Here is a 20,225-nt window from a genome sequence, read left to right as displayed (position 1 = left end):
CAAAAGGCTGATCTTAGCTGTTAGCTAGCTCTATTTGCATCAAAGCATCACCAATCCCAGTCTGCTCACCTTCCTTAGCTTTCAGCTTTGAAACTTGCCCCGCAACCGGTGCAAGAATTTTATTCTCCATTTTCATGGCTTCGATGACCAGAAGCTCTTGGCCCTTTGTCACCAGATCACCATCGCTGACGAGCACTTTAATCACCTTACCCACCATGGGTGCACGCACCGTAGCACCAGCATCATTCGCTGAACTCTTTCGAAAGGCTGAACCTGGAACTGAAGGCTCCACAACAGTTTCAAGGCGGTTCACCAAGTGAAATCCAGCGCCGGAGATTTCAATCTGAAAGCGCCTCTGAACCTCGCCCGGAAACTGTACCATATTCTGGCCACGAACTTTCAGAGGGCGTTCAAGTCCGTTTTGGTCTTTCAGGTAGATGGTATTTAAGCTCTTATTCCACTGTACAAAGTATCGCTTACCTTGCAGGGAGATCGGGGTCCAACTATCTTTTACAAGTTTGCTTGGTAGATCTACTATGACTGGCTCGCACTCTGCGATATCAACTTTCCACTTCACGATAGAACTCCCTTAATAGTGATGATGAGACTCAGCGATCGCTTTTTGAGCCCAAGCCTGCCGGGTATGCTTTGATGGTTCACTGACTGATTGATCACTAGCTGCCTGGCTGAGCGCAGCGGAAACCAGTGCACCATCTATCATGGCAGATTCTTGCCAGTTTTCCATCGAGGCTTGTAGTTGATCCCGCTGGTCGTTGATAAAGTGCGTGGTAAACTTTCCAGAGCGGAAAACCTCATTGCTGATCACGGCTTCGTGGAACCGTGCCGTCGTCGTAATCCCACCTATTTCCATCTCTGATAAAGCCCGCTTCAAACGATCCATAGCAATATCACGGCTCGGACCCCAAGTGATCACTTTGGCAATCATCGAGTCATATTCAGAAGGAATCTGGTAGCCAGCATAGATGTGTGTATCCACCCGTACGAAAGGGCCTTCTGGTAGCTTAAGGTGTTTGATAGTGCCAGGGCTTGGCATGAAATCCTGGGTTGGATCTTCCGCGTTAATCCGGGCTTCAAATGCCCAACCCCGAGGGATAATATGCTCTTGTTGCATAGTGAGAGCTTGCCCATCAGCTACCAATATCTGTTCGCGAATCAGGTCGACTCCGGTGATCATTTCTGTCACCGGGTGCTCGACTTGAATCCTGGTATTCATTTCCATGAAGTACACATCATCCGGCGACTCACAGATAAACTCAACTGTACCAACCCCTTCATAGCCGACTGCCAATGCAGCCTTAACGGCTAGGGAGCCAAGCTCTTGTCTCTTTTCATCAGACAAAAATTGCGATGGGGCTTCCTCAAGGAGCTTTTGATGGCGACGCTGTACGGAACAATCACGCTCGAATAGGTGTACACCGTTTTTACCATCGCAAAGCACCTGGATTTCAATGTGGCGAGGGTTTTGGATCAAGCGTTCCGCAAATACCGCTCCATTGCCAAAGTACGAGACGGCCTCTCGGGAGCATGCCTCGAAAGCTTCTTCCAGCTGAGAAGCTTCAAATACTTCGCGCATACCACGGCCACCACCTCCAGCAGCTGCCTTCAAGATGATAGGAAAGCCGATCTTATCGGTAAGCACTTTAAGCTCTTGGGCACTATGGATCTGACCATCACTGCCAGGCACTGTTGGAACCTCATACTTTTTCATGAGGTCTTTGGCTTCAACTTTATTACCCATGGTATTCATGGCCGATACGGAAGGTCCTATGAATTTCACCCCAAGACCAGTAATCATCTCACAAAAAGATGCGTCTTCCGAAAGGAAGCCATAGCCGGGGTGAACGGCATCGGCTCCACTTAAGCGGATAGCGTCTTTGAGTGCGTCCTGGTTGAGATAAGTTTCCGCGGAGCTTCTGCCTGGCAGTCGGACGGCGAAATCAGCCATTTTTCGGTGATTGCTGGCAGCATCAGCGTCGGAGTAAACCGCAACACTTTCAACGCCCAGATCTCTTAAGGTTCGTATGATGCGAACTGCAATCTCACCTCGATTGGCAATCAGCACCCGTTTAATAGATTGAATCATAGGTGCTCCTTAAAGTGGAATATTGCCATGCTTGCGATTTGGTCGGCTCTCTCGCTTTGAAGAGCAGGCTTTCAAACCGCGAATTAAATGATCGCGAGTTTCTTCTGGGAAAATGACCGCATCGATGTAGCCTTTGCTCGCCGCTTCGTAAGGAGTGGCAAATTTTGAAGCATAGGATTCTGTCAACTCGCGGCGCGTCTCGTCAGGCTTGTCCGAGCCTTTAATCTCATTGCGGAATATGATGTTACAAGCCCCCTCAGCGCCCATGACAGCGATTTCCGCTTGAGGCCAGGCAAGATTCAAGTCGGCACCGATGTGCTTTGAGTTCATGACATCGTAGGCACCGCCATAGGCCTTGCGAGTAATTACGGTAAGCTTGGGAACAGTCGCTTCGCTAAATGCATAGAGTAGTTTGGCGCCATGACGGATAATACCACCTTTCTCCTGGTCGGTACCCGGAAGAAAGCCTGGAACATCAACAAGTGTGACAAGGGGAATATTAAAGCAATCGCAGAAGCGAACAAACCGTGCGGCTTTCACTGAAGCTTCAATATCGAGGACACCAGCTAAGGCAGATGGGTTGTTGCCAACGATACCAACTGTTTGGCCGTCGAGGCGCGCAAATCCGGTGGTGATGTTGGGCGCATACTCACCTTTGAGTTCAAAGAAGCTATCAGGATCAACAATTGTCCGAATGACATCTTTCATATCATAAGGCTGATTCGGGTTTGATGGCACAAGATCGGCAAGGTTTGTTTGCCTTTCTTGGATTGCACTTTGCTCGCTAGGAGCAAGAGGCTTAGTAGGGACAGTTTCCAAGTTATTGGAAGGGGTGTAAGACAACCAATTGCGAATAGCTAGGATAGCATCGCCTTCAGACGGTAATCTTAAATCGCAAACTCCACTTTTGCTGGTGTGGGTTTGGCTCCCCCCTAGCTCTTCAAAGGTCACCGACTCACCGGTTACAGTTTTTATCACCTCGGGACCGGTAATAAACATATGGCTCGTCTCATCAACCATAAATATGAAGTCGGTCATCGCTGGAGAATATACAGCACCACCAGCACAGGGGCCGAGGACTACCGAGAGCTGTGGAATCACCCCAGAAGCTTTGACATTGCGGTGGAAGATATCGGCATACCCTCCGAGGCTCGCGACACCTTCTTGAATTCTCGCCCCGCCAGAGTCATTAAGCCCGATCAAAGGAGCGCCATTTTGCAAGGCGAGATCCATCACTTTGCAGATTTTTTTAGCAAAGGCCAAACTTAAGCTGCCGCCGAAAACCGTAAAGTCTTGAGAGAATACGTACACCAGCCGACCATCGATGGTACCGAAGCCGGTGACAACGCCGTCCCCAAGTATTTTCTTATCTTCCATGCCGAAGTGCTGGCAATCGTGGGTGACGAAGGCGTCGATTTCTGTGAATGAGTCAGCATCTAGTAGCAGATGAATCCGCTCTCTTGCTGTCATTTTACCTCTTTGATGCTGGGACTCAATGCGCTTCTCACCGCCACCCAGGGCTGCGAGGCGCCGGTTTTCTTGAAGCTGCTCATAGGCAGCTTCCCGCTTCTGGTTAAAATCCATAGATACTCCTCACTATCGCTAGTAGTTTTGTCTGCCGGGAAATTCTGTCCAGATATCCTTGACCAAGAGCCGAGATGACACTTGCTTCCAGCTTGGTAGAGCAAGGGTGTTCAAGTGGGTATCCGAATCGAGCTTACGGTTATTGGCTTGCACATCTCGCCCCCCTGCCCATATCAGACGGCCATTATTGGTGTCGATAAGCAATAGGCTGATACCGACCCGTCGATAGGCAATGGCTAGGCCACGCTCGTCGGAGCGGCCCTTCTGTGCGTATAGCACCATAGGAACTAGAATCGCATCCGTGTTGTAGACATTGCGACTGAAGCGACCAAGCCACTGTTGCCACTCCTTCCGAGGAGCAATAGACTGCTTGTAGTGACTCACTGAATTCGCGCAAGTCTTACAATCGCTTTCCTGTTGATGCCATAGCTCATTGATCTCGGACAGTAGCGTGTCTTGGTTGGCTCGTTGTAACAAGGTTCCGACGACCTTCGGGCTAAGCCCGCGCATATAGGGTTGACCCTCGAAGCCCTTCAGTACGAATGCGTCGAGAGCATCGCAGATCTCCTTGATCTCGACCGGAGAGAAGTTGGTAATCGGCTGTTTGTAGTATCGTGCGTTATAGGGCCATTCTCGACAAGCAATAACGCCAATGCGAGCTGGGACAAAGGCGATATGCTCCTTTTGAATCCCATACGGTTCAGTTTCAATATGGCTGCAACTTGTGATGAGAAGAATAAAAGCGGTAAGAAAGAGTCGGCGCGGCCTGAGCATTGAGTAGAATCCTTAGCAGTTCATTGTTTGCTATCAAGGATTTACCAAATCGTACTTGGAAGTACCAGCCAAGACTGAACAACTCTTCTCAAGACTGATTGCGCAATCTAGCAAGTTCTTTCTCGTAGCTTCTGGCGTGCTGACAAACCCAATCGCTGAGTAGGTCATTTTTTTCTTGTTCGCTCAAGTGGTAGGCGGCGTCTCCAAGGAGTGCGCGGCTTCTTTGGGTGAGCTGGTACATGGTGAGGGCAGCAGAAACTGAAATATTCAAACTCTCCACCATGCCGACCATAGGAATGGTAAATTTGTAGTCCACATGTTCATCCCACTCAGGTGCTACCCCACGATGTTCGTTGCCAAAGACAACAGCAACGCCCTGATCTACAGGGATCTCGTTAAGTTTGAGATTATCAGGGGATGGGTAACCCGCCGCGATTTTATAGCCGTTACTGCGTAAGTCCTGAATGATATCTGGAATACTGGTATAGCGATGCATCTTAAGCCAGTTATAGCTCCCACGAGACACAGTGCTTGGTTTGGCAAACTTTTGGTAGAGATTCACAATATCAATGTCCAAAACACCAAAGGCTTCCGCAGAACGGAGGCAGGCTGAAATATTATGGGGATCGTGAATGTCTTGAAGGACCAGGCGAACCTTCTTAGTACGATGGCTCGCAACAAAATCCATTTTTTCGCGACGTTTATCGGTGAGGCGGGGGGCAAGCAGACGCCAGGCATCTGCTGGGTAACCATATCTCGTCAGTGGAATCGTATCGGTCATAGAGTTTCTACAGTCTCGGTCGGAGTCGTTGCGGGAATACTTTTGTCATCTTCAGGCTCGTTAGGTGCTTCACGACTCGCTTCTTGCGGAACGTCTGCTGTGTCTTCCGGAGATGCCTTTTCAGTCCCAGGAGCTTCTTCACTACCAAAAGTGTGCTCGTCATGGACTAGATTTGAGCCGATAGCTTCCAACGCTTCTCCAACTAAAGGAGCGGTCGCAGCTTTGTCATCCACAGACTTACCGGTAATATGAACCGCCATAAGACGGAGGGCTGTTTCCCAGTTTTGGTTACGCTCCTCAGCCATCTCTCGCAGGCCTTTCATGCTGGTATATAGCTGCTCCATGCGATTGGCTTTCACTTTAAGTCGCTTCAGCTCGCCAGGTTTAACCTTGCTCAAAATCTCACGGGCCTTTTCTACCTGATGCTTGAGAGACTTGTTTTCTTTGCGGGCTTGCTGGAGCTGTTTCTGTAGTTTCTCTAAATCGCCTTTTGCAGACTTCAGCTCGTCTTTCGAAACGGCTTTCGAGCTTAGTTGCTCAGCCTCGGTCTGCGCTTCTTTCTTTTCGCGAACTGCTTGGGCTAATTGCTCGGTGAGTGCTTTGTTTTGCTCTTCCACGTGATCTCGTTTACGAGTTTCGATCACTAGCTGTGCGTCGAAATCAGCCTTAACCTTGGCGACATCGTCATCTTTGCTGTGGAGTCGCTTTTGGCTTTCGGCCAACTTCTTTTCAGCGGCTTGCAACGAGTCTCGAAGCTGCTGCACCGCTTTTTGGTGTTGGCTGGCTTGATTCTCAAGCTTCTGAACTTTCTTCTGAGTCTTGTCGACTTGTGCGGATGCTTCTCGGGCTAGGGCCTTGCTATTGAGGAACTGCTTACGCGTTAAAAAAGCGTAGACGAGTGCAAAAGCAGCAGCTGCCACAGCAAGATAGAGAATTGAGTCATCCATGGAACACCTCCGAAAGCATGCAAAATAAGCGTAATACCTAAATCATTTGCGGTTAAAAAACAAGATTTACCTGGTTACATACGTCAATCAGTTACTACAACTCCTCGTTGGATACCAAGCTTTTTCATCAGGCGATGAAGGTAGGCCCGCTCCAGGCAAAGTACCCTTGCAGCTTCACTGACATTTCCCTGGGTCTTGTTAAGTACATACTTGATATAGCTCTTTCCGATCGCCTGATGCAACTCTTGCCAGGGGACGACCTCAGATTCGAACGAAAAACTTGCTGCATCGCCTGGAGGGGTCGTCTTGCTAAGACTATTTGACTTGGTTTGCTGAGACTGGGTGCTAGTCGTCGCCACAGGGCTAACCTTGGTACTAAGGCTGCTAACACTGTCAATTTCAGCGGAGTCACTGAGAATGACCTCGCGCTCAATGACATTTCGTAGTTCTCGGATATTGCCGGGCCAGTGGTAGGCTTTCAGTTCGGCCATCGCTGTAGGTGTCACACTACGTTGGGGGATAGCATGTTCCTGACAGGCATCCTCAACGAAATGATTCACGAGGATATCAAGGTCGTCCTTTCGTTCCCTTAAAGGGGGAGATACGATCGTGACCACGTTGAGTCGATAAAACAGATCTTCCCGAAACTCGCCGTTGGCGACCATGCCTTCGAGGTCGCGGTGGGTTGCAGCGATCAAGCGCACGTCCACAGTTGTGACCGTTTCTGAGCCGACGGGTATGATCTCGCCGCTTTGCAAGGTGCGGAGTAACTTGGCTTGGACATTGAGGTCCAACTCACCAATCTCGTCCAGGAACAAGGTGCCCCCATCGGCCTGCTCAAATAACCCTTTTCTATTCTTAGTAGCGCCGGTGAACGCTCCTTTCTCATGGCCGAACAACTCACTTTCAACCAGTGAGTGTGGTATGGCAGCGCAGTTGACCTTGACCATAGGTTTCTTGGCCCGCTGGGATTGACGGTGCACACTTTTAGCAATAAGTTCCTTGCCGGTACCGCTTTCCCCGAGAATCAGAACCCGTCCGTTGGTTGGTGCCACACGGCTGATGAGTGATTTTAGCTCTTCCACAGCGGGGGTTTGGCCTAGGATTTCCTGCCCCTTCATCACCTGCTGGCTGAGTTGCTTGTTCGTGACTTGAATATTGTTAAAATCAAGGCATCGGCCAATGCTTACCAGAATTCGCTCAGGCACAAAGGGCTTTTCGATATAGTCAAAGGCTCCCAGCTTGGTTGCTGCGAAAGCTTCTTTGACAGTGCCCTCACCGGAAATCATGATCACTTGAGATGCGTGTTTGTGGTGAGATAGTAATTTAAGAACATCGAGACCATTCCCATCCGGCAGGCGAATATCGAGCAGCACAACATCGAAAGGAATAGCTTGGGCTTCGCTTAGTGATCCTAATTTGATCAGAGCCTGGGCGTAAGTTTCCGCTTCGGTGACAATGGCCCCTTCGCCTTCGAGAGTCATTTTTAAGGACAGGCGGATATTCCTGTGGTCGTCAACCACAAGAATCCGACTGCCGGATAATGAGTTGACCACTGATGTGTCTGACATAGAAACCTCTTACGTAGCTTGGGGCCCCAAAGCCTGGGGGTCGAGTTTTGGTAAACGGATCGAAAATTCAGTGAGCCCAGGCCGACTCTCTACGAGCAGCTCGCCGCTATGATCCAGAATTATCTTCTTACAGATAGCAAGCCCCAGTCCCATGCCGGGGCTGTCCCCTGTGTGTTTCGTTGTAAAATACGCCTCAAAAATGCGACTGAGGATATCCTCAGGTATCCCAGGTCCGTCATCTCGGATCGTTAGGATGTAATAGCTTAAATCAGATTCCAAAGCCAAGGTGATATTGCAAGCTTCGCTAGCTTCTGCGGCATTCTTGCTAATATTTGTCAGGACTTGACGGATGAGCTGGGGGTCGATATGACATAAAGCCTGATCCAACTTGGTGGCAAGCTCGATCTTGTGTTGGGAAAATGCTGCTGATTGAATCTCGACCACGTGCTGGCAAAGTGGGATGAGGTCTTGAGTTTCGAACTTAGGCTGGGGAAGTTGCGCAAATTGAGAAAAGGAGTCAACCATCCTCCTGAGGCTATTCACCTCTTCGATAATAATGGTTTGGCATTCTTCAAGTGTTTTCTGGTAGCCTTCATCCTCTCCGGGGTATTTCCTCACGACGTGAGAAACCATCATTTTGATGGGAGTTAATGGGTTTTTGATTTCATGAGCCATCTTCTTAGCGATGGTTTGCCAGGACGACATTTTTTCAAGGTAAAGAGTCCGCTTGCGGTTAGCTTCCACCTCATCAGCCATAACGTTGAACTGCTCGCAAATCGTAGCCATCTCGTCATTGAACTCATTGCTTTGAAAGCGAAATCCCGGGTCTTTCTCAGACCAAAGCTTGAAACCACCGATCACATAGTGGATTCGCCGTCGGTACTTTTGTAGCAAGACCACAAGAGCACCTCCCAGCACAGCAAATGTTATGATGAGAATCACGCCATGGACTTTGATAAAGGTTGGACCTATTTGACTTTTCCATGTGCCCCGAATCAGTTGGTAGCGCTGCATCAAGGTCATCGTTCGTTCGAACTCATTTTTAACACCGGTAAATGGCACTTTGATTAGAAGGTTTTTTACCTGCAATTCGGTGCTAGATATCCACTCGATATGATCATTCGGGCTGGCGCTGGGAATGAACGTAATCATTCCCAGAAAATTCGAGTTGGATAAGTTTACTGTAGCCAAAAACTCTTTTAGGTCTGAAGGAGAAACTTCGTCTTCCTCAATAAATTTTTCTCGCAGGAGGTGGGGAAGGAGCTGTCGTTGCAAGCGATTTTCTGATTTGATGCGCTGGAGCTGCTTTTGTAAACTTCGCTCAATCTCAGGGTCGTGGATGATGGGGGAAAGGGCGTCGATTGCCTCGCGCATGGCTATGATACTGCCCACGTAACCACAGATAATGATAAGGGCGGCGATACCCACAGCTTTCGATACGGTGATGTTGTACCAGCGGATGTCCTTTTCAGTGCTCATGCGTCTCTCTACGGCTGCGGGCGTTTTTTCGGTAGATGGACCGGTAACTCAAGGGACTCCTCCATCTTTAAATCACCGAGCATGTGGGAGAATAAACCTTTAAGTACTGAAGATTGTTGCCCCACAAGCCATTCTTTAATCTCTTCCGTGGTTTCACCCGAGATCTGTGTGAAGCTCATCTTAATTTTAAGAGTCTGAGCGGTGCTTAAGAGAGACGTGATTTGAGCCGAGGCCTTTAGCCTAAATGCCACACAGATACGGTAGTAATCATCGATGCTTTTGAGGGGCCGAGGGCTGCCATCCCCTGTGTAAAGGAGGACGATTTTTTCATCCCAGAGATCGTATTGAATTGCACAAGACATGGATTTTAAAACGTAGTCTTGATGCTTTCCTCCAAGGACGAGAGCCACCGAGCTATAGGCTGGTAAACCCGAATAGATCAGTTTTTTTTGCTTGGCAGTAAGGTAGGGAGACGGATCGATAAGCAGATTATCGCCAGCATCAATGGTAACCCATTTAGATGGTATAGGAGCAGCATTAACGAAGCTAAGACTGGATAAGTACCATATTAAAATTGCAGTAACGAGGCGGGCCCCAAAACTAGTCATAGAGGGGGTCCCCCTCAATTGCTCCTTCCAGGCTTGGATCGCGGGTGATCTTAAAGGCTAGTTCGGCGATGAGGCCGAAACTGTGGTACCGTAAGCCGAAAGTGGTTGAGCGTCCCCAAAGTTCGTAGTCGTCATAGCGATCAAGGCCATACTGATACTTGATGAAGAAGCTGCCTTGCTCATCACTAGAGCCAAGGGGAATATCTAGGGTCGAACTATAACGTTGGGATAAACCGCGGTCGCCTACCCCTTGTATCGATCCTTCAATCGTAAAATCTGCCCAGCCGCCCAAGTTCTGTGTGAGTCCTAGCTCACCTTGGAGAACTGTCTTTTCCCAAGATCCAGATGGAAGAAGGGACAGTTTCAGGCGGTAGCCTGGAGATCCAAAAAAAGTCAGCAGGCGAGTTTCTCGTTCGAAGCTGACCTTAGGGGCCGTGATACTTTTGGGAAACCCTGGAAACTCGAATCGCGGTGGGCGGTTGGTAAGGAGCATGAGTCCGTATTGAAAGGTTCCAATACCAATATCATAGCTCCACAGTGCTGAACCAACACCACCAAAGCCCATGGCATCCATATACCTTTGGCTAATGTCGGTGACTTGAACGTGGGCATCAAACTGCACACCTTCCCGTGAAAATCGCGGGAAGCCATAGGAGGCGGCGATGTTGCGATAAACTCCTTCGCCATCCATATCAATTTCAAATCGGCCCCGATGCAGGGCACCAAATAGGTTTCTAGAAATGAGTTCCGTTCGGATACCCATAGGTGAGCTGTCTTGGCCTAAGGCTTTTGAATCAGCCTCACCCTGGGTGAGGCTAAAGGTGCTACCGATGGCCCACGGACCGATTACAGATGGGTCATCGACAAGCTCGATATGGAGGATCGCTGTTTTGGGTGCGTTTGCCTTTTCGAGCCTTAGAAAAACCGACTTAAATAGACCCAAGCCATAAAGTTTAAATTGGGCGTCTTTCAATTGCTGAGGGTTCAGCTTGGACCCGGGTAACAGCTTCAGCTCTTCAGCTAGATAGTGCTCCGGCAGCCGACTGGAGCCGGTGACCTGAACTGACGCAAGTACAAACTCCCTTGGATTCTGGGCAGTCGCCAGGGATGGCGAGCCAAGAACACCGGCTAAGATGATCAGTACAGCGAGGAACTTGTTTTTTTTTAAGGCAAGACAAAACATATAGGAGTTATACCGAAAAAGGTGAGTCGCTGAAATACAAAAGCCGAAAGGAAAGCCCGTCAGCTTTGGATTTCTTTTAATCAACGACCCGTGGACAGGGAGACATTACACTCCCCAAAAGACGAGGGGTCAATGAATTGACCTAGTCCTCATCTGGAAACTGTCCGTTGTGATAGACGTTTTGAACGTCATCATTGTCTTCCAAAGTATCAATCAGCTTAGTTAGCTTGGCCGCCTTTTCCTCGTCAAGCTCGGTATAGTTCTCCGGAACGAGGCCAACATCCGCATGGTCTGCTTCGATGTTGAGCTGATCAAGTGCGTCTTTTAGATCGCTAAAGGCGTCTGGCTCACATTCGATCTCGTAAACATCGCCCTCCTCTTTGACGTCTGCGGCTCCAGCTTCCAGAGCAGCTTCAAAAAAGGCTTCGAAACTTTCGATCTTGTCTTTGGCATAAACGATGGTGCCTTTCCTATGGAACATCCAGTTCACGGAGCCATCTGTGCCGAGGTTGCCACCCGATCGGCTAAAAGCATGACGTACTTCGGAAACTGTTCGGTTGATGTTGTCTGTGAGACACTCAACCATCACAGCCACTCCAGCAGGGCCGTAGCCTTCGTAAGTTTTTTCTGTGTAGTCCGCAGTATCTTGGCCGCCAACACCTCGCTTGATCGCGCGATCGATGTTGTCCTTGGGCATACTGACACCACGGGCTTTAGTCATTGCGGCACGGAGTCGGGGGTTGCCATCAGGATCGTCGCCACCTAATTTAGCTGCAACTGTGATTTCCTTAGCAATCTTTGTAAATAATTTCCCTCTCTTGGCATCCTGTGCGCCTTTGCGGTGCTTGATATTTGCCCACTTACTATGGCCGGCCATGAGTCCTCCGTATCAACGTTCTCGATCAATAGTGGAAGTGCTTGATCTTCTCACCCTTTTCACCAATATCGGTCATAGCTTTTATTCCAATATCAATGTGAAGGTCAACAAATCCTTGGGTGACTTTCTTGTCGCTTTCCTCAGTTTTGACGCCATCCGGAGTCATAGGTACGTCGGAAACAAGTAGTAGAGCACCTCGGGAGATTTCGTTAGCGATGCCAACGGAGAAGAATGTGGCAGTTTCCATATCGATGGCGATCGCCTTCAGGTCTTTCAGACTGGCCTTAAACTCAGTGTCATGTTCCCAAACCCGACGGTTGGTGGTGTAAACCACTCCGGTGCGGTAATCCATGCCAGATTCGACAATTTTCTCGGAAACGAATTTATGGAGTTTAAAGGAAGGCATCGCGGGAACTTGAGGGTGCAGGTAGTCGTTGGACGTTCCCTCCCCACGAATCGCTGCGATTGGCAGAATAAAGTGGCCAATTTCTGTAGAGCTTTTCAGCCCGCCGCACTTTCCAAGGAAGAGTACTCCCTTTGGTTTGACAGCTACCAGAAGATCCATGATGGTGGCTGCATTCGCAGAGCCAATCCCAAAATTGATCATGGTGAGGTTGTCGTCATTTGTACATGTTTGCATGGGACGATCGATGCCTTTGATAGGCTTGTCAAATCGTGCTGCGAAACGTTTCACATAGTCGTGGAAGTTGGTGAGGAGGATATATTCTCCGAAATCCTCAATCTCGGTACCTGTGTAACGAGGTAACCAGTTTTTTACGATGTCGTTTTTTGTGTGTAAGGCCATATGTCACCCTTATGTAATTTACGAAATATTTTTAATCTCACACTATCGAGAACCGATAGGTTAAGCTCCAATCATTATGTGCTATTATAATCACAATTTGGATGGCTGGTCTTGTAAACAATGTCGGAAGGGGAAGATTGTCGGCAAGAGCCAGTTCCAAACTCTATAGCACATATTGGGGCGCTTTCCAATGATGAGACTAAAGCTTCAAGGAGTGAACAGTGAGCAAGTCTGCAAAAAGCCGCAAAAACCAACGCTATCGAGAGCGCTTCACAACCCCTCTCGCCCAGCATTTCGCAATCGCAAACGAACTACTTAAGATCTATAAGGGCTTGATAAAGCAGGGGACAATTGGAACCTCCATCAAGATTTCCAAGTTCTTCCTGGTCGATTCTGGGTTGGAAGCCCCATGGTCGGAGAAGAGGCTCATGGATCTATTTGGTGATATCGTCCTCGATTGCTTTAATGAGCTAGGCCCCGTTTATGGAAAGGCGGCCCAGATCGCCTTGAGCCGCGCTGAAGGAGAAGCACGGAATATGGCCGAAAAATTCCACCTGGATCGACTCTATCATGACTGGCCGCCCATGCAATTTTCCGAAGTGGAAGCCATCCTCGATGAAGAAATTCCCGACTGGCAGCAAGAGTTTATTGTTGAGCCCCACCCCTTGGGGGTGGCGTCCATGGCTCAAGTTCATACAGCCATCGATGATACAGGTAAGAAGTGGGTGATCAAAGTGATCAAGCCGCAGTCCGATGCTCGCCTTCATGAAACTCTCGATGCTATCGAACAAATGTTAACTCTAGCCAGGCCACTCGAATATACCTCGGTGGGGCGACGGACCGTGAAGGAACTTCGGTCTTTAGTTAGCTCCATGCGCCTTGAAACTGATCTGGCGATCGAAAAGCGCAATATCGATCGGATGCGGGAGCGCCTTGCGGCTAAGAAGCAAAAAGTTCTGAGGCTACCAGAAACCCTCGATAGTTTTTGCAGCCCTCGGGTGATGACCGTTGAAAAGTTTGAAGGAGTGTCCCTAGCTGATGTGGTCAGTGGCCATGCTGAGCTTAACAAGGAGCAGCGGAAAAAACTGGCTAAGAAGGTTCTGCACGAGATGATGGTGCAGGTGTTTGAAATTGGGTTGTTCCACGGCGATCCTCACGCTGGCAATTTGATTCTCATGGACGATGGAACTGTGGGGCTTTTCGATTGGGGGCTCACTGGGGAGCTGGAAGATTCCGACCGTCGGCATATTTCTGCAATGCTACGATCTTTGATGACTTGGGACATGGAGCGCTTGATCGATGCCCTTGGTGATATTGCAAGAGATGGTGGCGTGGAAGTGGCTCGCGAGGACATCGAGGCAGAAGTTCGAAACATAGCTACCTTTGTCAATGAGAAGAAAGAGCAGGGAAAAAAAGCGACACTTCAAGAGATGTTAGAAGTTTGCCTTAACAGCGCCGGAACACTTGAAATTCCAGTACCCGACGGCCTGCTTATGATGGTCAAGAGCTTGGTGACAGTGGAAGGTCTTGCTCGTGGCATCGACCCCCAGGTTTCTATGGGCCGGATTGCGACACCTCTTCTATTCAAGGTGGCCAAGCCTGACGTCAAAGACTTGCTAGCATTTTCCAAGCGACTGCCAAAATTTGCCGGGCAATTTTTGAACAGAGCCTAGTCCAGACGACCATGAAAGACTTGCTATCATAGTCCTATAGACTTTTCTCTAGGATAAGTATGCAGGTCTTAGTTGTGACTCTACTGGGCCTTGTGGTCAGCTCTTTTGCTGAGGCTCGTGTTGAGCGAGAACCTCTATTTCTAAGATCACAAACCATTGCTCAATTTTTTAGAACAGCACCGCTGCCCACACATTTCCAGGCTCTCCGATCAGGGGAGCTGGAAGTGCAAGGCGGGCGCACGATGGCCAATTATTGGGGCCGAGATAAGAGGTTTATCGTTGATGGTCAAACCATCGACGATGTGTTGCAAGTTCGCTTTGGGGTAGCATCTGATCTCAATGCAGTACTTCAAGCAAGCTCTAGGAAGTTTTCAGACATTCGTATGGACGAGATCACGGTGGGGTTTCATAACCTCTTTATGATTCCTCAAGATAAGCGACTCACCGTGGATAGGAATAAAACACGGGTGGTAGCTCCAGATTATGGTCTAGAGATTACGGAACAAGACCTATATCGACCACTTTCACAGCCAATTGGCTTGAAGCTAGAAACTTACCATCAATGGTGGGGTCTTCATTGGGCTGGCTCCCTTCTCTATTCCTATGAAACCTCTCAGGAAAGTTTGATCAAAAAAGGTGCTCAAGACTACGGTATGCAGCTAGCCATGAGGTGGATACCAGGGGCCATTTATTCCTTTGCTATGATCAACCTTATGAGCTTTGACCCCAGTAAGGATGCCCAGCTTTACTTACGCAGCCGACAGGTTTCCACCCTTTTAGGTGTGGGTTACTTGTTGAATACTAATCAAGAGATCCTGCTTCAAGCCTTAATTTCAGAATCCCCCTATCGTGATATAGGCCAGCTGAGCCGAGCGTCCTATGAAATTCATGTGGGTTATCGTCACAATTGGGGGGATTGGGGGGCAGAACTAAGTTTGATAGAAAATGTGATATGGCCCTTCAACACTCCAGACTGGGGTATAAATCTAAGCATTTCCTATTACTTGTCATCAGATTCTAGCCAGCGATTGGCTCATCGCTAGAGTGGAGCCTCTCTTAGGGCTAAAAGATCTTCTAAGCGAAGCAGTGTGTGAAGTCTTTCCTGAGCATCGATATAATACTTTACCTCATCTAGGGCGCAGGCAATAGCATCCTTTGGGAGCTCTAAAGCCCAAGGGTCGAGTCCCCATTCCAAAAGCTTTTCGATGACGTCTTTCTTTACCGACAGAAACTCACGGTCTCGGAAGTTTATGTGTATGACTGCCAACGGTATGCCCTCCTACGATAATACCCTCATCGGCAGGCATGGAGACTTTTATGACAAGATTTCAAAAATAAAGTGGGGGGACTTCGATCGAGTTTTAAGAGGCTGGTGTCAGGGTATACTTACCAAAAGCAACGGTCCAAAAAATCCTTGAGCGGCTCCGGTTTAGCTGCGTCCCAATCGGCTTCGGGTTCAGGCTGTAGCGCGTCGTCCATACCGCGGCTGACTTGGTTCAAACTCTCGTCCAGCTGCTCTAATTTGGCCAGGATTTTGGAGAACTGCTCTTTTTCCAACTATTACTCCGGTAAAATTAGCATATGAAGCTATGAATCTCATCAACTTGCACAAAAATTCATCTGATTGGTATCATCTTCAATTAATCTGTCAATATCATTGCTTAATTGAGCCTTGGCACTACAATTGCGAAGTGAGAGTACACTAACGATCTGGAGTTTAGCATGAGACGATCTGTATTTGTAGGTCTATCCCTTTTGTTACTAACGGGTTTCAGCCCCCCGAAGCCTTACCAAACGCAAGAGCTTAAGGGCGAAATGACCGCATTTTACAGCAGTATCGCCAATATTTTACCGCTGTATTTAAATCCATTCCGATTCTACGAAGCAAAGAATCGTCCTGTAGTGGAAAAGCACCTAAAATCCTTACACGACCATTCTGTTCAGGTGAAGTCGCTGCTGGCAAAAAGTGACGAGGAGCATCGGGTCCTAAGCGTTTCTCTTGAGGAATCTGCCGCTCTTGCCTTAAAAAGCTACCAGAGGGGCAATCGCGGCCAAACCTCATACTTCATGGGAGAGATCCTAGACACTTGCCTGTCTTGCCACACCAGTCGGGAATCAGAAAAAGACTCCCCATTTAATATTGCCCGTAATGTGAATATGGAGGCTCTTGATCCTTTCGGTCGTGCCAAACTATTAACGGTTTCACGGCAGTTTGATGAGGCGATGAAGGAATACGAAGACTTGATCTTGAAGCGTAACCTCATCTTGTCAGATATCATTCATTTCGATCCGTTTCTCAACTATCTGGTGATTGGAGTCCGTGTAAAGCCAGATCTCAATCGAGTTTTAAAAACTCTCGAACAAGCCAACAAGCGTCCTGTACCGACTAGTGTGAAAGCTGATATCAAGGTTTGGATTAAGAGTATCCAGGATATCAAGGGGAATAAGTCTCTCAAGCAAGGAGACCTACTTGCCCAGGCCCAGCGACTTATGGATGCTGGTAAGAACTTGATGGAATATCCTCGGGATCAGAGTGGCTCTATTTACTATCTAGAGGCGTCCCGACGCCTGAAGGACTTCATCAACCTAAAGGGAACAAAGGCAAAAGATAAGGCTACAGCCTATTTTTTAATGGGCAAGGCTGAGATGGTTTTGGGACGCCCCTTTTTGGGTTTAGAAGCACGGCGCTACTTTGCGACCACAATCGACTTAGCCCCTAAGAGCAACATTGCTCAGCAGGCTTTCAGGCTCTACGAAGAAAGTGTGATGTTTGGCTATACGGGAAGTTCTGGTCTTCACCTACCTGAGGATGAAGCTGAAAGGCTTGAAGCACTCCGTAAAAAGGCCTATTGATAATTCACGGAGCGCGAGCTTATTCTTTGATTATGCTCGCGCTATACTCTCTCGATCAAAGTCTTTCCCCATTTTTCCTGCCACTTGAGAGTGATATCATAGCCTATTTTAAATGAGTTCGACTAAGGAGTAGGGTATGTACAAGTTTAGGTATTTATCTTTAGTGATTTTCACTTTGTTGATGGTGAGTGAGGTAAAAGGGCAGGATGCTCAAGGGCAGCTGTTTGCACTCACAAGCATTGGGACATTTCCGATAACTTGCCCACAGGAATTATATTTAGGTCCCGATCAATTGGCGATTGCTACCTACCAATGTCCTGGTCAGTACTATTATTGGACCAGCGTGCGCTATCGGGTCGCAAGTGAGAGTTCTATTGGCCTCACTTTAGTCTATGATCTGACCACTTACCGGGATTGTGCGGTGGCTCCAGAAGGTACGTTTGAGAGAGCAAACCTTTATCCAACCGAGTTTATTCGTATTGGCCAAAGCCTTGTCCTACCGGGTCACTACTGCCAAGGAAAGTATTGTGGACTTGATGGCGTGTTTGATCCATCGGCCCAGTTCTTCGTAGCGCCCGAAACCCCAGCAGCTATTGAAGTGCGGCCAGGGGTTTTTGAGCCGCGAGAAGCCTGCGAACTCCCTGAAAAATATCAGGCTATGATTCTAGACGTGGACTAATTTTCCCAGCGTGTGCTCCGATGCTCCAGATAGGGTGGGAAGTTAGTTGTTGGTTTTGATAAACGTTGCTAATCTAGCCTCCCATTCACCCTGCTGAGCCAAAGGAGCATATTATGGCAATTCGACAGTTCATGGCCCTCATGACGGCGGGAACGACCCTTATCGCGGGTGGTGCCCTTGCTGTGGAAGGTATGTGGCAACCTGAGCAACTACCTCTTATCGAAAAGGGGTTGAAGAAGAAAGGGCTAGAACTCGATCCAAAGTCTCTCTCAAATCTAACATCATTTCCCATGAATGCTATCGTCAGCCTTGGTGGCTGTAGCGCGTCTTTCGTTTCACCACAAGGATTGGTGGTGACCAACCACCACTGTGCCTATGGAGCGATTCAGTATAATTCGAGCAAAGAAAAAAATCTTCTTGCTGACGGCTTCGTAGCTCGATCCCTTAGCGATGAGCTACCTGCAACTCCTGGTTCACGTATATTCGTGACGGAATCGATCCAAGATATCACTAAAGACTTGCTAAAAGGTCTAGAGAAAGTGGAAGGCTTGAAGCGTCACGAGGCTATCGAAGACCGTCGCAAGGCAATGATCGCGGAATGTGAAAGCGATGCTGGCTATCGGTGCCGCGTGGACAGCTTCCTTGGTTCGTCCAGCTATCGATTGACGAAGCAGCTAGAGATTCGTGATGTTCGTTTGGTTCAAGCTCCGCCCTCTATGATTGGTAAGTTTGGAGGCGATATCGATAACTGGATGTGGCCTCGCCATACTGGTGATTTTGCCTTCTACCGCGCCTATGTTGGCAAGGATGGCAAGCCCGCTGATTTCAACAAGGACAACGTGCCTTTCAAACCACAAGGTTTCCTGAAGATCGATACCAAAGGTGTCGAAGATGGTTCATTTGTAATGGTAGCAGGATATCCCGGCCGGACCAATCGCCATCGATTGGCAGCGGAAGTGGACTACACGTTCAACACCTACTACACCAATATGAAAGAATATATGGATAGTCGCATCGCGGCTATTGAAACGGCAGCTAAAACCCGGCCAGAATTGGCAATCACTTACGCGGGAACGCTTGCTGGTTTGAATAACTACAGCAAGAATATCGAAGGCCAAAAAGAAGGTTTTGAAGCACTCAACCTGCTGAATACTAAAAAGCAGCAGGAACGTGCGATGTTAAGCTCTTGGGAGAAGGCTAGCAATAAAGACGCGTTCAAAAATTACAACGATTTGAACAGGCTCATCGAAGATAGCAACGATGCTAGAAATGTTGATCTCTTGCTGCGAAGGGCTGCTGGCTCCAAGTTGCTCCAATCAGCCAAGTACCTCTATCGCTTAGCCGTGGAAAAAGAGAAACCCGACGCGAAACGTGAAGCTGGTTTTCAAGAGCGTGACATGGGGCGTTTTAAAGCTCGATTGGAAGCTATGGATCGTCGTTATGATCAAGCTATGGATCAGCAGCTTTGGACTATGGGCTTGAAAGAGGTCTACGGGGAAAGAAAACAACTGCCGAAAGCCTACCATAGCCTTATCGAGTCTGCTAACAAGTCTGGGGAAAAGGCTGTCGCTGAATACTATAAGAATAGTAAGATTGGCGACAAAGCTCACCGCATTAGCTTGATGGACGCCAGCCGTAAAAAGTTAGAAGCATCGAAAGATCCGTTCATGAAGCTGGCTGTAGCTGTGTATCAAGAAGAGCTAGACCGGGAAATGGAAGATAAAGCTCGCTCAGGTGAGTTCCAAAGACTGCGTTCGCGCTATATGCAGAACTTCCGAGTTTTCGTTGAGGGGCAAGGCAAGGTACTTTACCCTGATGCAAACTCAACTCTCAGAATTACTTATGGAACAGTGCAAGGCTATACCAATCGCAAGGGTAACAGCCACCCAGCGTTCACCAAGCTAGAAGAGATTGCTGACAAGCACACAGGTAAAGATCCTTTTGATGCTCCTAAAAAGCAACTCGATCTTATCAAGAAGAAAGATTACGGTCGTTACAAGCTAGATAGCCTTGGAACTGTTCCTGTTAACTTCCTTGCTGACCTTGATATCACAGGCGGAAATTCTGGTTCTGCGACTCTGAATGGTAAAGGAGAGCTAACGGGTTTGGTCTTCGATGGAACGATTGATGGAGTGATCTCCGACTGGGCGTTTGATCCAGCTTACACTCGCTCGATTCACGTTGATTCCCGTTATATGCTTTGGGTTCTCGATAAGTTCGATGGAGCGGATCGTCTCCTTAAAGAAATGGGTGTAGAGCCAAAGGCTTCGACTCATTAATCGCGATTCTTGTTAATGGATCGTTTAC

General features: G+C 48.4%; 19 protein-coding genes. 5 read left to right on the top strand and 14 right to left on the bottom strand.

Translation table 11 applies throughout. From position 1 onward, the window contains the following. Nucleotides 1-13: 13 nt before the first annotated feature. The 12 genes from B9N89_RS25970 to B9N89_RS25915 all read right to left on the bottom strand — a co-directional run bounded on the left by B9N89_RS25970 (nucleotide 14) and on the right by B9N89_RS25915 (nucleotide 12,713). Nucleotides 14-577: an acyl-CoA carboxylase biotin carboxyl carrier protein subunit gene (locus tag B9N89_RS25970; RefSeq protein WP_200820794.1), complete on the bottom strand. Its 564-nt coding sequence runs from the start codon at nucleotides 575-577 to the stop codon at nucleotides 14-16. 12 nt (nucleotides 578-589) lie between these two features. Next, a complete protein-coding gene (locus B9N89_RS25965; protein ID WP_132324237.1) occupies nucleotides 590-2,104 on the bottom strand; it encodes an acetyl-CoA carboxylase biotin carboxylase subunit in 1,515 nt (504 codons plus the stop codon). Between the two features lie 9 nt (nucleotides 2,105-2,113). After that, a complete protein-coding gene (locus B9N89_RS25960) occupies nucleotides 2,114-3,688 on the bottom strand; it encodes an acyl-CoA carboxylase subunit beta (RefSeq protein WP_132324239.1) in 1,575 nt (524 codons plus the stop codon). Between the two features lie 18 nt (nucleotides 3,689-3,706). Continuing rightward, nucleotides 3,707-4,462, bottom strand: coding sequence for a hypothetical protein (locus B9N89_RS25955; RefSeq protein ID WP_132324241.1), 756 nt, complete (start codon nucleotides 4,460-4,462; stop codon nucleotides 3,707-3,709). An 88-nt stretch (nucleotides 4,463-4,550) separates the two neighbouring features. After that, the gene (locus B9N89_RS25950) at nucleotides 4,551-5,243 is read right to left on the bottom strand and encodes a TrmH family RNA methyltransferase (RefSeq protein ID WP_132324243.1); all 693 of its coding nucleotides are present in this window, start codon (nucleotides 5,241-5,243) and stop codon (nucleotides 4,551-4,553) included. Then, on the bottom strand, nucleotides 5,240-6,190 hold the full coding sequence (locus B9N89_RS25945) for a hypothetical protein (RefSeq protein WP_132324245.1): 951 nt from the start codon (nucleotides 6,188-6,190) through the stop codon (nucleotides 5,240-5,242). The genes B9N89_RS25950 and B9N89_RS25945 overlap by 4 nt, the downstream gene beginning before the upstream one ends. A gap of 83 nt (nucleotides 6,191-6,273) precedes the next feature. Then, nucleotides 6,274-7,761, bottom strand: a complete 1,488-nt coding sequence (locus tag B9N89_RS25940) for a sigma-54-dependent transcriptional regulator (protein WP_132324247.1) — start codon at nucleotides 7,759-7,761, stop codon at nucleotides 6,274-6,276. A 9-nt stretch (nucleotides 7,762-7,770) separates the two neighbouring features. Next, nucleotides 7,771-9,240 (bottom strand): sensor histidine kinase, encoded by a 1,470-nt coding sequence (locus B9N89_RS25935; RefSeq protein ID WP_132324249.1) that lies wholly within the window; start codon nucleotides 9,238-9,240, stop codon nucleotides 7,771-7,773. Nucleotides 9,241-9,248: 8 nt separating this feature from the next. Continuing rightward, nucleotides 9,249-9,848: a hypothetical protein gene (locus B9N89_RS25930; RefSeq protein WP_132324251.1), complete on the bottom strand. Its 600-nt coding sequence runs from the start codon at nucleotides 9,846-9,848 to the stop codon at nucleotides 9,249-9,251. Beyond that, nucleotides 9,841-11,031 (bottom strand): POTRA domain-containing protein, encoded by a 1,191-nt coding sequence (locus B9N89_RS25925; protein ID WP_132324253.1) that lies wholly within the window; start codon nucleotides 11,029-11,031, stop codon nucleotides 9,841-9,843. The genes B9N89_RS25930 and B9N89_RS25925 overlap by 8 nt, the downstream gene beginning before the upstream one ends. Before the next feature lie 142 nt (nucleotides 11,032-11,173). After that, entirely contained in the window at nucleotides 11,174-11,908 is a 735-nt protein-coding gene (locus B9N89_RS25920; RefSeq protein ID WP_132324255.1) for a YebC/PmpR family DNA-binding transcriptional regulator, read from the bottom strand. 25 nt (nucleotides 11,909-11,933) lie between these two features. Next, on the bottom strand, nucleotides 11,934-12,713 hold the full coding sequence (locus B9N89_RS25915) for an AMP nucleosidase (RefSeq protein WP_132324257.1): 780 nt from the start codon (nucleotides 12,711-12,713) through the stop codon (nucleotides 11,934-11,936). Nucleotides 12,714-12,934: 221 nt separating this feature from the next. Here B9N89_RS25915 and B9N89_RS25910 point away from each other — a divergent pair, with 221 nt between their 5' ends. Both B9N89_RS25910 and B9N89_RS25905 read left to right on the top strand, forming a co-directional pair. Further along, nucleotides 12,935-14,386, top strand: coding sequence for an ABC1 kinase family protein (locus tag B9N89_RS25910; protein ID WP_132324259.1), 1,452 nt, complete (start codon nucleotides 12,935-12,937; stop codon nucleotides 14,384-14,386). Nucleotides 14,387-14,445: 59 nt separating this feature from the next. Then, nucleotides 14,446-15,429: a DUF3187 family protein gene (locus tag B9N89_RS25905; protein WP_132324261.1), complete on the top strand. Its 984-nt coding sequence runs from the start codon at nucleotides 14,446-14,448 to the stop codon at nucleotides 15,427-15,429. Here B9N89_RS25905 and B9N89_RS25900 read toward each other — a convergent pair. Then, complete coding sequence (locus tag B9N89_RS25900; RefSeq protein ID WP_132324263.1) at nucleotides 15,426-15,653, bottom strand: hypothetical protein; 228 nt, start codon at nucleotides 15,651-15,653, stop codon at nucleotides 15,426-15,428. The two genes, B9N89_RS25905 and B9N89_RS25900, sit on opposite strands and share 4 nt — an antisense overlap. A gap of 119 nt (nucleotides 15,654-15,772) precedes the next feature. Beyond that, entirely contained in the window at nucleotides 15,773-15,943 is a 171-nt protein-coding gene (locus B9N89_RS31555) for a hypothetical protein (protein WP_159455641.1), read from the bottom strand. Nucleotides 15,944-16,108: 165 nt separating this feature from the next. On the opposite strand from B9N89_RS31555, the gene B9N89_RS25895 reads away from it, so the two are divergent. From B9N89_RS25895 to B9N89_RS25885, 3 genes are all read left to right on the top strand, one after another. After that, nucleotides 16,109-17,239 carry a hypothetical protein gene (locus B9N89_RS25895; RefSeq protein ID WP_132324265.1) on the top strand — a complete coding sequence of 377 codons (1,131 nt, stop codon included), beginning with the start codon at nucleotides 16,109-16,111 and terminating at the stop codon, nucleotides 17,237-17,239. A gap of 136 nt (nucleotides 17,240-17,375) precedes the next feature. Beyond that, nucleotides 17,376-17,918 carry a hypothetical protein gene (locus B9N89_RS25890; protein WP_132324267.1) on the top strand — a complete coding sequence of 181 codons (543 nt, stop codon included), beginning with the start codon at nucleotides 17,376-17,378 and terminating at the stop codon, nucleotides 17,916-17,918. Between the two features lie 113 nt (nucleotides 17,919-18,031). Further along, nucleotides 18,032-20,197, top strand: a complete 2,166-nt coding sequence (locus tag B9N89_RS25885; protein WP_132324269.1) for a S46 family peptidase — start codon at nucleotides 18,032-18,034, stop codon at nucleotides 20,195-20,197. The last annotated feature ends 28 nt before the right edge of the window (nucleotides 20,198-20,225 follow it).

The sequence above is a fragment of the Pseudobacteriovorax antillogorgiicola genome (genome assembly GCF_900177345.1).
Taxonomy (GTDB): domain Bacteria; phylum Bdellovibrionota_B; class Oligoflexia; order Oligoflexales; family Oligoflexaceae; genus Pseudobacteriovorax; species Pseudobacteriovorax antillogorgiicola.
Note: the sequence above shows the minus strand (reverse complement) of the source record. Positions and strands in the feature narration are given on the sequence as shown.